Origin of the sequence: Microbulbifer elongatus (assembly GCF_021165935.1) — a bacterium.
In the GTDB taxonomy this organism is placed as follows: Bacteria; Pseudomonadota; Gammaproteobacteria; order Pseudomonadales; family Cellvibrionaceae; genus Microbulbifer; species Microbulbifer elongatus.
Genome location: NZ_CP088953.1, coordinates 1,692,760 through 1,705,011 on the forward strand (window position 1 = coordinate 1,692,760; position 12,252 = coordinate 1,705,011).

The 12,252-nt window shown below is 57.8% G+C and carries 13 protein-coding genes; 6 read left to right on the forward strand and 7 right to left on the reverse strand.

The features are described from left to right. Window positions 1-71: 71 nt before the first annotated feature. From LRR79_RS06910 to LRR79_RS06925, 4 genes are all read left to right on the forward strand, one after another. Entirely contained in the window at window positions 72-584 is a 513-nt protein-coding gene (locus LRR79_RS06910; protein WP_231759636.1) for a DUF2878 domain-containing protein, read from the forward strand. A 112-nt stretch (window positions 585-696) separates the two neighbouring features. Then, complete coding sequence (locus LRR79_RS06915) at window positions 697-2,898, forward strand: autotransporter outer membrane beta-barrel domain-containing protein (RefSeq protein WP_231759637.1); 2,202 nt, start codon at window positions 697-699, stop codon at window positions 2,896-2,898. A 144-nt stretch (window positions 2,899-3,042) separates the two neighbouring features. After that, complete coding sequence (locus LRR79_RS06920; protein WP_231759638.1) at window positions 3,043-4,239, forward strand: pyridoxal phosphate-dependent aminotransferase; 1,197 nt, start codon at window positions 3,043-3,045, stop codon at window positions 4,237-4,239. 100 nt (window positions 4,240-4,339) lie between these two features. After that, window positions 4,340-4,816: an Lrp/AsnC family transcriptional regulator gene (locus LRR79_RS06925; protein ID WP_231759639.1), complete on the forward strand. Its 477-nt coding sequence runs from the start codon at window positions 4,340-4,342 to the stop codon at window positions 4,814-4,816. Window positions 4,817-4,869: 53 nt separating this feature from the next. Here the strand turns inward: LRR79_RS06925 and LRR79_RS06930 are convergent, their stop codons facing one another. The 3 genes from LRR79_RS06930 to LRR79_RS17370 form a co-directional block, all read right to left on the reverse strand. After that, window positions 4,870-5,895 carry a HupE/UreJ family protein gene (locus LRR79_RS06930; RefSeq protein ID WP_231759640.1) on the reverse strand — a complete coding sequence of 342 codons (1,026 nt, stop codon included), beginning with the start codon at window positions 5,893-5,895 and terminating at the stop codon, window positions 4,870-4,872. Beyond that, the gene (locus tag LRR79_RS06935; protein WP_231759641.1) at window positions 5,892-6,743 is read right to left on the reverse strand and encodes a peptidyl-prolyl cis-trans isomerase; all 852 of its coding nucleotides are present in this window, start codon (window positions 6,741-6,743) and stop codon (window positions 5,892-5,894) included. The genes LRR79_RS06930 and LRR79_RS06935 overlap by 4 nt, the downstream gene beginning before the upstream one ends. A gap of 86 nt (window positions 6,744-6,829) precedes the next feature. Next, window positions 6,830-7,045: a DUF3604 domain-containing protein gene (locus LRR79_RS17370; protein WP_407665230.1), complete on the reverse strand. Its 216-nt coding sequence runs from the start codon at window positions 7,043-7,045 to the stop codon at window positions 6,830-6,832. A gap of 108 nt (window positions 7,046-7,153) precedes the next feature. Between LRR79_RS17370 and LRR79_RS06940 the strand changes: the two genes are divergently transcribed. Beyond that, entirely contained in the window at window positions 7,154-7,456 is a 303-nt protein-coding gene (locus LRR79_RS06940) for a c-type cytochrome (RefSeq protein ID WP_269455106.1), read from the forward strand. Between the two features lie 260 nt (window positions 7,457-7,716). Here the strand turns inward: LRR79_RS06940 and LRR79_RS06945 are convergent, their stop codons facing one another. The 4 genes from LRR79_RS06945 to LRR79_RS06960 form a co-directional block, all read right to left on the reverse strand. Then, window positions 7,717-8,754: a helix-turn-helix transcriptional regulator gene (locus LRR79_RS06945; RefSeq protein ID WP_231759642.1), complete on the reverse strand. Its 1,038-nt coding sequence runs from the start codon at window positions 8,752-8,754 to the stop codon at window positions 7,717-7,719. Window positions 8,755-8,799: 45 nt separating this feature from the next. Next, a complete protein-coding gene (locus LRR79_RS06950; RefSeq protein WP_407665240.1) occupies window positions 8,800-9,357 on the reverse strand; it encodes a lytic transglycosylase domain-containing protein in 558 nt (185 codons plus the stop codon). Beyond that, window positions 9,357-11,087: a proline--tRNA ligase gene (locus tag LRR79_RS06955; RefSeq protein WP_231759644.1), complete on the reverse strand. Its 1,731-nt coding sequence runs from the start codon at window positions 11,085-11,087 to the stop codon at window positions 9,357-9,359. The genes LRR79_RS06950 and LRR79_RS06955 overlap by 1 nt, the downstream gene beginning before the upstream one ends. A 162-nt stretch (window positions 11,088-11,249) precedes the next feature. Next, entirely contained in the window at window positions 11,250-11,678 is a 429-nt protein-coding gene (locus LRR79_RS06960) for an HU family DNA-binding protein (protein ID WP_231759989.1), read from the reverse strand. 302 nt (window positions 11,679-11,980) lie between these two features. Here LRR79_RS06960 and LRR79_RS06965 point away from each other — a divergent pair, with 302 nt between their 5' ends. After that, entirely contained in the window at window positions 11,981-12,238 is a 258-nt protein-coding gene (locus tag LRR79_RS06965) for an FmdB family zinc ribbon protein (protein ID WP_231759645.1), read from the forward strand. Window positions 12,239-12,252: the final 14 nt, after the last annotated feature.

A 12,252-nucleotide genomic window follows, 5' to 3' on the forward strand; every position in this document is an offset into this window, starting at 1 on the left:
GTATTCATGCGGCAATTTGCCGGGAAAATTGCGCTCGCGGTACAGAATCCTTCTGATAAATGAGTCGCCCAATGCATTATAAAAAACTGGCCAATTTTGCCCTGTTCGTCCTCGGGTGGTGGGCGGCACTGCTGTATGGCAATGCCATGGCCCTGATCGCACTGTTTCTGGTGCTGATGCTGCACTTTCTGATGTGGCGCGACATTCAGGACATCTTCGTGGTCCTCGGGTTCATCTTTTGCGGGTTCGGGGTCGAATGGGCCTTTATGGCCGGTGGTGTTCTGGATTACGGCGCCAACCTGCCGCCCGCCTGGCCAATCTGCATCTGGGCAATGCTGTCCATCACCATACGCCATTCCCTCGCCTGGCTGGTACGCAATCGGCTGTGGTCCGTTGTGACCGGGCTCCTGGTAGCGCCGGCATTTTACGCCAACAGCATTTATTTTGGCCCGGCGAGCTGGGGGCAGCCCCTGTGGCAGAGCCTGCTGATTATCGCCCTGGTGTGGGGCCTGCTCGCCGGATGTATCAGCCAGGTAATGCTGACTTTTGTGGAAAAGGTGGAGCCTGTGCAGAGCGAGGCCTGAGCGACGGTCGAGAGAAATGGAGTGGAGCCCGTTTGACGCGACCAGGGGCAATGCCGCCTGTCGCAACTGACCTATACTTGCCACGAAATTTTGCGAAGGCAAGGAGAGCCCAGTGCTGCGAGACATGGATATATGCCAGGGACCAAGCGGAAAATTGGCGCGGTTGCCAGCGGCGATTGCGCTGGCCGTGGTAGGCGGTCTGTATACCGCCGCCGGTGCGGCGGAAGAGCCGCTGTACGGATCACTGGTGGTCTTTGGCGACAGCCTGTCGGATAACGGCAACGCGGGCGTATTCACCTCAAGCGATCCCGATGGTATTTACCCCCGGCAGCCTGCCGTATCCTTTCTTGCCGACCGTCTCGGTCTACCCAAACTGAATTCCTGCTATGGCCTGGGGCCTGCATTTGGCGGCGCGATTCCCTGTGCGCCCGCAGGGGGAGCACCGGCGCAGCAGCTGCTGCAGATTACCCAGTCGGTGCTGACCAATGGCCCCAACTGGGCGGTTGGCGGCAACCGGACGGCGGATGTGCTGCTGGATCTGGTGGGGCCGCAGCGGTTTCGTCAGTTGTTTCCCAACACCACGGTGGCCGATCACAACACCCTGAGTACCATTTTGCCGGACTCCAGTCGCTGCGGTGCCGACGGTGTCTGCGATCCGGCGATGGGAGAGAGCCCCTACCTGAGTGCGGCGGAAGTTGGCGCTGCGGTCAGCGCATTTAACGACCCGGCGGCTCTGCAGGCACTGGTGGATGACCCCAACAACAATATCACCCTCACCGGTGTGCCCTTCGCTACCGGGCAGGGTTACCTGCCGCAAAATACCGTGCGCTCCAGGGATCTCTTTTTTCTCAATGGGGGCGGTAACAACATTCTCGATGGCGTGCGCAACGGAACCATCACCCGGGACTCTATGGCCCGCGCCGCAGGCTTCCTGGCTGTGGCCGGCCGGGAGCTGCGCTTTGCCGGTGCCAATTATATTGCGATGACCAATGCGCCGCGGATCGGCAACACACCGGCGGTCTATGTGCAGGGGCCCGGGGCAATTCAATACGCCAATATGGGCACCGAGTACTTCAACAACCAGCTGCGTCGACAGGTCAATGACATCGGCAATATTCTGCTGCTGGATATGGAGGGCATTCTGGAGCTGGTGATTGATGACCCGGCGGCCTTTGGCTTCGCCGCCATCAATCAGAGTGCGACCTGCTATACCGACTGCGCGAACCCGCACCCGGTGTACGGGGCAAATGGCAGCAACCCCAATGCGGACATGCTGGTGTTTTACGACAGTATTCACCCGACGCTGGCCGGCCAGCAGCTACTGGCCGACTACTACTACGAAACGCTGACTGCGGCGGTGAACTTCGGGGTGCTGCCCGACCTGGGGTACGAGAATACCCGCCAGCACCGTATCAATATTGATCACCACCTGATCTCCCAACGCTACCGCGATCCTTATACCACCGTCTTTTTCGGGGCCAGTGTGGGCCATACCGAACTGGGCGTGACGCCGGCCATCAACGATGAGTATCCGGCCTGGGATGGCTTTTTCGGTATGAGCTTTGCGGGCTTTGAGCATCTGGAGTGGGGGCTCGGGATGTCCTATGGGGGCAGCGAGTACGAACCCACGGATGTCTTTTTCAAGGCGCGCAATTTCAACCTGAGCGCTTTTGCCCGCTGGGACAACGAGTTCTGGTTTGTCGATGGAGCTGCCACCTATTCGAACATCCAGTATGACGACGTCCAGCGCACCCTGTATCTCGGTGATCGCTTCAGTCACCGCCTGGATGGCAGTACCAATGGCGATGGGTACAGTGCGTTCGTGCGCGGCGGTTTCGATGCCACGCCAAACCTGAGTAGCCGTATGGGGCCTTTTGCCGCCCTGGAGTGGACGCGTATTGATGTGGACGGTTTCCACGAAAGAACTGCGGATCGTTACACCTATCGGGGTGCCTGGGGGCAGCGGCTGGACCCGCTGGGCCTGTGGGTGCGTGGACAGGAGCGGGATTATCGACGGGTGAAGGCCGGCTTTTTCTACAACAGCCCGGAGAGTGTCGATCACCAGTGGTTTGGTGAGGTCTGGCTTGAGCACACCGGCGGCGATGACGACCAGGACCTGGGGATCGGGGTCAATTCCATCTATCTCAACTGGGCGCGGCTGCCGTCTTACCGCAGCCGAAATGAAGGCATCTTTCAGAATGGGGTGGGCGCGATGGTGGGCGTGAGTATCAATGAAAAACTGCGGCTTGCGGCGGACGTGCTGATTCGCCCGGAGGATGCGGTGGGAGGCCTGAGTCTGAACTACCGTTTCTGAGGTGGTGGATGTCGCCGAATTTTCTGCGGCAAACGGTGGCAAATAATCGGGCTGCTGCGAAAACACCTGGGTGTAAGCCAGATGGATTGCTCCACCGGTTGTTACCTTAGAAAGCGTGAATAACAACCACCAACGATGGACCCGATGATGTACACCCCGCGATTCAGTAAACAGAGCCAGGCCCTTCACTCCGCGGATGCCGATGTTTGGGCGGTGAGCGACCGCGCCCATGAACTGGCCGATAAGGGCGAAGATGTCATCTTTCTGTGCGTGGGTGACCCCAACTTCGATACCCCTGAGCCCATCCTCGACTTTGCCCGCGCCCGCCTGGGTGTAGGCCGCACACACTATTCCCCGGCAGCGGGAGAGCTGGTACTGCGTCGTGCCATTGCCGATATTGAAAGCAAGGTCAGCCCTCATCCCTGCGATCCGGACGATGTGGTGGTGTTCCCCGGCGGCACCAATGCGATCTACGCGGTGCTCTCCTGCCTGCTGAATCCCGGGGAACAGATTGTCATTCCTGAGCCCATGTATATTGGCTACGTGCCGATCACCGATGCCCTGCAGCTGGATGTGAGAAAGGTGTCCTGTCCGGCAGACCAGGGCTTTGCGTTCGAGATCGAGTCCATCAAACAAGCCATTTCCGCCGACACCCGTGCGGTCATGATCAATACCCCGGTGAATCCCACCGGCGCCATGGCGACCCCGGAGCAATTGCGCGAACTGGCGGCATACTGCCGCGCGCGCAATATCTGGCTGATCTCCGACGAGATGTACTCCATGATTACCTTTGCCCGGCGCCACACCTCCCTGCGCGCGGCGGCGGAACATCTCGACAATGTGATCGTGATTGACGGTTTATCCAAATCCCACGCGATGAGCGGCTGGCGCCTGGGCTGGGCGGTGGCCCAGGGGGAGTTGGTCGAGCGCCTGATCGAGTACGCCGGTGCCACCATATTTGGCGTACCGCAGTTTATTCAGGAAGCCGCGGCCTTTGCGCTCGAGTTCGACACCTATTTCGTGAAGCAGATGCGCGATGCCTACGAAAAGCGCCGCGACCTGATTATCGACCGCATTGGCAAAATCCCCGGCCTCCGCTGTTACTCACCGGAAGCGGGGATGTTTGTAATGGTGGACGTGTCGGCTGTCGCCGACGATGGCGAAGCATTTGCCGGCGCTCTGCTGGACGCCGAGCGGGTTTCGGTTTTACCCGGTAAGCCCTTCGGCCCCAGTGCTGTCAATCATGTGCGTCTGACACTGGCGGCTGACGAAGTGGAGCTTACCCGTGCACTGAACCGGATAGAGCGGTTTGTGGTGGACGGCTGTCTGAAAGCGGGTTAACGGGCGCAGGAACCATACTGTGTGTTCCCGCGCGGCGGTTTTCCCGTTATGCTGCTTTAAAAATGACCCTATATAATTATTCAGTCGATAAAAATTAGCCGTGAAAATAGATCGTCACAACCTGAAGATTCTGGAAGTTCTGCAGACCAATGCCCGCATCAGTAATTTGAATCTGGCGGATCAGATTGGGCTGTCGGAAAGCGCCTGCCTGGCGCGGGTGAAAAAACTGACCAGTGAGAAGTTTATTCGCGAGTACCAGGCCGAGGTGAATCTGGACAAGGTGCGGCACGCTGAGTTCTACGTAAACGTTGCTCTGAAACGCCAGGACGCCCGCACCAGCGAAAGTTTTCGACGCGCGATCAACAAGATCGAGCAGATTGTCTCCTGCGTCAAAATGTCCGGAGAATTCGATTATATGCTGCGCTTTGTCTGCCCGGACGCGGGGGATTTCAACCGGGTTTCCGAGCAGTTACTGGCCGACGAGGATGCGGCAATTACCCGGATGACTTCACATCTGGTAATCGAGAAAACCAAGCCCTTCAACGGCTATCCGCTGGAACTACTTTTCCAGGAGTGAGTACGGACAACTGCTGTGTAGCGCATGCCTGTCACCTGACCCTGTGCGCCGCTTCATACCACCAGCGCCAGGGTCCGGTCCACCAGCCATAACGCGGAAAGACCTCCGACCAGATAGGCCACCGGCAGTGCCGAGGCGGCAGTGGCGGTGGTACCGGTGCGGATTTCCCAAAGCTGCACCGGTTTAATTCGGCGCAGAAAATACATCACTCCGGCAATTGCCGCGATAAACACCAGCTGGCCCGCCTCGACCCCCACATTAAACAGTCCCAGGGAGACCGGTATCGCGTGTTCCGGGAGGCCAATTTCGGTAAGGGCGCTGGCAAAGCCCAGACCGTGTAACAGCCCAAATCCAAATGCCACCACCCAGGGTTTGCGAATCGCCAGCGTTTTTCGCCCTTCCAGTTTGTGCAGAATCTCGGTGGCAATAAACACGATACTCAGGGCAATTGCCGCTTCCACTGGCGCCTGAGGTACGGACACCACACCCAGTACCGCCAGTGCCAGGGTAATGCTGTGGGCCAGGGTGAACGCGGTGATGGTGGTCACCAGCTGCCGCCCGCCACTGACCAGTACAACCAGTGCCAGCACGAATAACAGGTGGTCGATACCCAGCAGAATATGTTCGACTCCGAGTACGAAATAGGTGCGGGCAATCTCCATGATGCCGCTTTTTTCCTCGACCATAATGCTGGTCTGATCGGGAAGAAGCCGGGCCACCTGTTCGCGGCCATCCTGCCAACGGATACGTACCAGCGCATCGGTCATGGTATCGGCCAGTCCGTCGATGGCGATACGGCTGCCAACCAGGGCCTGTGGGTGAGAAACCTGCCAGCGCTCCACGTAGTAGCCGCCAATCATTTGCGCTGTGGACAGACTGTTTTGGTTAGTGCCCTCGTCAAACTGCACATACAGTGACAGGCGCCTATCCCCGCGGGCGGGTACCCGCCAGGTGACATCAAACTGTTCCGCCCCTGTCTGAATCAGGCTGAGCGAGGCCGGGCGGAGTTCATGGGACAAGGCATGGGCGGAATAGAATAGGGTGACAAGAAGGGACAGCAGACCGAGAAGCGTTTTCATGGTGCTGCTCCCTCGTGGCTGACAGCGGGGGTTGCGATACGAATCCGGTAGTTATCGCGCAGGGTCTGGTATTGGGCTTCGAGAATGCTTTTCTGCTCCTCGAGCTGCCAGTCCCGCAATACGTTGTCGCGGATTTCCCCGAAATCCGGTTGATGCTGGGGGGTGGCGGCGGAAATCCTGACCAGGTGCTCCCCATAGGCCGAGGTGAGAGGACCGTTCCATTGACCGATTTCCAGTCCATCGAACTGCCTGGAAAAGTCAGCGCCAAACAACCGGTCGATCCGCTCACTGGTGACCTGTTCGAATCGGTATTGCAGTAGATTGCTGTCGCCCAGTGATCTGGGATCTTTTCCTGCGGTGAGTTTGGTCAGAACGATACGTGCATCTTCCGCGACTTCGGCACGCTTGTCGCTGTCGAGAAATACCTGTTCAAAGGTGTATTGCGCGGGTGCGGCATAGTGCGCCAGATTGGCGGCGTAATAATCTTCGAGCACCTGTTCCGGCGGGGCGACGGCTTCTACAAGGTCTTTTGCGAGAAATTCCATTTTCATGCGCATTCTGCGGCGGATCACGGTGTCATTCTGATCCAGTCCCATCTTCACCGCTTCGCGGTACAATACCTCTTCCCGCACATAGTCATCAATCAGCCCCTGTAGTTCCTGAGGTTCCGGTGGTCGTTGCCAGCCGCGCTCGAAGATATTTGACAGGTGCTGAATACGATTCTGAGTGACGATTATTTCTTCGCCGTCACCCTCAGCGCCCTGCTGAAAGAAGCTGTTGATCGCAAACAGCAGGACACCAATGACGGTGAACTGGATGCTGGGATCCCTGATCCATTGCACGTTCATGCACGAACTCCGAATTTTTAATGTTATTCCGATGGCTCGTCGAGACTGGATTCCTTCGTCTCACAGGATAGTCCAACAATTGGCGGTTACGGGTTAGTTGCCGCGGGGCTATGCCGAATGGGTGAACTCCAGGTGCGCTCCTGGATACTGGCGGTGCCCTCCACAACGGGTAGATCACAGCGCACGGCGGCGTATGTACTCCGTCGGGGTGTTGGAATTGCGATGGTGCGCAGGATTTTCGCCGAAAAGTGGAGTAATAAGTTCAGAAAAACCGTGGATTTGTGGCGCTGAGTGCCAATCACTACACTGTTATCGCCGCCCGCGCCGCGGTATGGCGCCAGTGCGCTTGTTTGTTTGTGGCGTTTTACTGAGTGGCGTTCAGTTATCCAGTTGCAAAAAGGGGCTTACCTGTGAGAGCTAATCAGTGGTCGTTTATTGTTATCGCAACATTGTTTGCAGCAGCGGTGCAGGCAGATGCTGTGGCGGATAAGTACCAGAAAAGTTGTCATATCTGTCACGACACGGGGGTGGCCAATGCACCCAAAGTACACGACGTGGAGGCGTGGAAGCCCCGCATGGACAAGGGCATGGACGCGTTGCTGAATTCCGTAAAAAACGGGCTCAACGCAATGCCCCCGGGTGGTATGTGCCCGGATTGCAGTGACGAGGACTACAAGGCCTTGATCAACTATATGGCGTCGCCCAAGCCCTGAGGTTGTGGCGCGGCTGGTGGGGGTTTGAGGAACCTTCGTATGGTGGGTGCGGTAGGTTTGCAGGAACCTGAACTACAAGCGAGGTGGTGACTGGGCTAATTGCCTGCAGAGCAGGTCCTGCAAGATCTAGTTTGGTCCACAAGGCGTGATTTGGCTTGCCGCGCACAAAAAATTATGACGGCTAATTGCTCGAGAAGGGGCGCCAGATCATTTTACAAATGTCCGGTTTTCGACTTGTCTCGCGCTTGGCAGTCAATTTTTTACGATGCTGGTAACTGATCCCGGCGATATTCCGTCGGGGTTTTGTCATGCCGGCGCTTGAACGCGGCATTGAACGGGCTGAGGGATCGATATCCGATATCCAGTGCAATACTCAGTACCGGCAGGTGCGCTTCCTGTGGATCTGCCAGTCGGCGGCTCGCCTCATCAATGCGATATTGGTTCAGGTATTCATTGAAATTGCGGAACCCCAGATGCTTGTTGATCAGCGCGCGCAGCACGTGCTCTTTTGCATCCAGTTGCTCTGCCAGTTCCCGAATCGTCAGTCCGGTGCGCCGGTAACCACCCGCCTCCATATGTTGCTGGAGCTGTGACAGCAATGCGCACTGTGCCTCATCCAATGGCGGTTGCGGTGTTTCGTCAGGGTTTACCTGGAGCTCCGCTACCGTGGATTGAGGGAGGGACTCCTCGAGTGCATGGGGTGACAGGGACAGCAGCCAGAAACAGGCGCCGAAGGCCAGCAGGCTGGCAGTGACCGCGTGCAGAGTGGGGACGCCGGGCGGTGTCGGGAAGAAGCCAAATACAAATTCTGCACAGACAACCAGGATCATGTAGCCGCCGATCGCGATCAGCAGGCCGATACGCAATTGCCGGCGTTCCGCTACCAGGTCAGATTGAAACTGCTGCAGCAGGGTTGCCAGTCCTGCGCCGATGATGCCCAGTTTGTATGGCTGTGCCAGCAGATAGAAAAAGTGATGCAAATTAAGGTGGCTCGCCAGGTCCACAGCGATCTGCGTCGCGATTAGCCACCAACCCCACTTGGGAAAGGTTTCCCGATCACTGCACAGCTGGTGGCAGAACAGCCAGAAGGCGCCGGGAATCAGAATGGTGGGAATATCGATAAGGAGGTCGAGTAACGCGCTCTGGTCGTTCAGCAGGGGGCGCAGTAAATAGACAAAAACGCCCCCCAGCAACACCAGCAGCCAGCGGCTGTCTCTGCGTTTGTGGCCTGTTGCGATACGGGTTGCCGCAAGTAACAGTAATCCACAGGCCGCACCGGTAAAGAAACTGTAATCCATCGGTGGCGTACCTCTTGTTCTCTTTTTAACCGGGCGGTCAGGCACTCAGCGCCAGCGCTCTACCCACGCATCCAGTACCTTGCGGCTGTAGGTGTGACGACCGTAACTGCCGTTGTAGTAGGCCAGAGCGTTGGGCATATTGCCCTTGGCTTTTTTTATGTAGTGCTTGAGGATGGTGCAGCCGTAGCGGAGATTGGTTTCCATATCGATCAGGTTGTCTTCCGGACGGCCGATTTCATTCTTCCAGAAGGGCATCACCTGCATCATGCCCTGGGCCCCGACCCTGGATACCGCGTAAGGATCAAAGGCGCTCTCGATCTGAATCACCGCCAGCACGATTTCCGGCTGCAGACCCGCGCGTGTGGCTTCCCGGTGGATGGCCTTGAGCACGCGCATTCGCTCGCTGGGATCCTTGATATAGCGCGCCAGTGGCTGGGACTTGGCCATCAGCCACACTTCTGCATCGAAGCGGTCCACAAAGGAGTCCGCCTCGGTGACGGCGTCCTTCAGTGCGAGCAACAGCTGCGGATCCACCTCCTTGACCTGGGCGGATACCGCGCCGCTGAACAGTGTCAGCAGGAATGTGGCGATGGCTGCGCGGATCAATGGGGGATTTTCTCCAGCAGGATGTCCAGAATCTGGTCTGCGGAGAACTCCTGATTCTCGGAGTCCCGGCGGCCTTTGTACTCGACATTGCCTTTTTCCAGCCCGCGGTCACCCACCACAATGCGATGTGGGATGCCCAGCAATTCCACATCCGCCAGCATGGCCCCGAGGCGTGCTTTCGGCTCGTCCATCAGCAGTACGTCGATACCTTTGGCGGTGAGCGCTTCATAGATGTGCTCGCATTTTTGCTGTACCGCTGCGCTCTTCTGCATATTGATCGGCACGATGGCCAGCTGGAATGGCGCGATGGCCTCCGGCCAGATGATGCCTGCGTCATCGTGATTCTGTTCAATCGCCGCTGCCACCACGCGCGAAACACCGATGCCGTAGCAGCCCATGGTCATGACCTGCTCTTTGCCGTTCTCGTCCAGTACTGTCGCATTCATGGCTTCACTGTACTTGGTCCCCAGCTGGAAAATGTGTCCGACCTCAATACCGCGTTTGATTTCCAGGGTGCCGTGTCCGTCGGGGCTGGCATCTCCGGGAACCACATTGCGCAGGTCTTCGATGCGGGAAATGGCCGCATCGCGCTCCCAGTTCACGCCGGTGAGGTGGTAATCGTCCTTGTTGGCGCCGCAGACGAAGTCCGCGAGATGTGCGGCGGCGCGATCCACGATCACGTCGATGTTCAGTCCAACCGGGCCCAGTGAGCCGATACCGCAGCCCAGTTCGTCGGCGATGCGGGCTTCCGGAGCAAATTGCAGCGGGCTGGCCACCCCCGGCAGTTTTTCCGCTTTCAGTTCATTCAGGTCGTGATCGCCGCGCAGAACCAGTGCGACCAGCGGTGCGGTTGCGCCTTCCTCTTCGGTTTCGCCCAGTACGATCAGGGTTTTCACCGAGGTACTGGCGGGGATGCCGAAGGCCTCTTCCAGGGCGGCAATGGTTTTCTGGCCGGGAGTATGCAGTTCTGCCATCTCTTTGGATGGGGCAGGGCGCTCGCCGGTGGGCGCTATCGCTTCCGCCAGCTCGACGTTGGCGGCGTAGCGGCTCTCGGTGGAAAAGGCGATATCGTCCTCACCACTTTGCGCCAGTACATGGAATTCGTGGGAGTGGGAGCCACCGATGGAGCCGGTGTCTGCCAGCACCGGGCGGTAGTCCAGGCCGATACGATCGAAGATGCGGCAATAGGCATCGTGCATCACATCGTAGGTTTCCTGCAGGGAGTCTGCGCCCAGGTGAAAAGAGTAGGCATCCTTCATGGTGAACTCGCGCGCGCGCATGACACCAAAGCGCGGGCGGATTTCATCGCGGAATTTGGTCTGGATCTGATAGAAATTCGCCGGCAGCTGCTTGTAGCTGTTTACTTCGGTGCGAATCAGATCTGTGATCACTTCTTCATGGGTCGGCCCCAGACAGAAGGCGTTGTCGTGGCGATCCTGGATACGCAGCAGTTCCGGACCGTACTGCTGCCAGCGCCCGGATTCCTCCCACAGCTCGGCTGGCTGCACCACCGGCATCAGGACTTCCAGGGCCCCCGCATTGTTCATTTCTTCGCGCACAATACGCTCCACCTTGCGCAGTACGCGCAGGCCTGTGGGCAGCCAGGTGTAGAGCCCGGAGGATAGACGGCGGATCATGCCCGCGCGCAGCATCAGCTGATGGCTGATGACCACTGCGTCATTAGGAGTTTCTTTCTGGGTGGCGATCAGGTAGCGGGATGCGCGCATAGTGGTTTCTTAATTCTTTCCGGGAAATTTTCAGGGCGGCCATTTTACGCTGCCGAAGGCCCGTTTTGGTAGAGGAGCCGGCGGCAGGGGGCTGCCTAAGGGAGGGGCAGAAACAGAAAACCCCGCAAAAGCGGGGTTTTCGGGGCTGAAAGGCGGCGAGACTCAGGACTCGGCCATTTCTTTCAGCTTCTTCAGCGGGCGAACCTTAACCTGGATGCTCGCAGGCTTGGCCTTGAACATGGTTTCTTCGCCAGTGAAGGGGTTGATACCCTTGCGCGCCTTTTTGGCCGGCTTTTTCACGGTGGTGATTTTCATCAGGCCTGGCAGGGCGAATTCGCCCACCGCACGCTTCTTGATGTGGCCGTGGATCAGGTCGTTCAGTTCGTCCAGAACCGATTGCACCTGCTTGCGGGACAGATCGGTATTTTCGGCGATCTGATTCAGGATCTGGGTTTTAGTGTACTTTTCTTTGATCGCAGTCACTTTCTTGGCCGGAGCGGCCTTGGCTGCTGCTTTCTTGGCTGGAGCCTTTTTGGCTGCAGTCTTCTTGGCGGGGGCTTTCTTAGCTGCGGCTTTCTTCTTTGCGGCCATGTTAGCTTCCTTCCTTATGTAAGTGTTTTTTCCAGTGAAAGTGGGTGTACATCCAGGTTTGCCCGGCTGCGGTGCCAGGGCATACCCAAGTACTGAGCTGAAGTATATCCAGTTTTTTTCCGCGCGCACGGGGGTAAATCAGAAAAAAAGTGCTTTTTTTTAGGGTTGTGGCCGAAAAATGGCCCGTGAACCTCCCGCTCCGGGGGCGTTGTGAGCACCGGGTTGCTCCAGTGAACAGGCTCCTTCTTCCCTCGCAGGTGCTCATGTATAATCTGCGCCCCTTTATATTCCGGGTACTAGCCATGCCTATTTACGAATACCAATGCAAGGCCTGTGGGCACCAGATGGAAGCCCTACAGCGTATGAGCGACGCTCCGCTGACCGACTGCCCGGCGTGCAATCAGGCGGAATTGAGCAAAAAAATCAGTGCCGCCGGGTTCCGCCTCAAGGGTGGCGGTTGGTACGAAACCGACTTCAAAACCGGCAGCAAGAAGAATCTCGCTGGTGATGCCGCCAAGCCCTCCGGCAAATCCGGTGGCTCGGAAGCCAAAGCCAGCTAAGCTGCAAAAGCCGA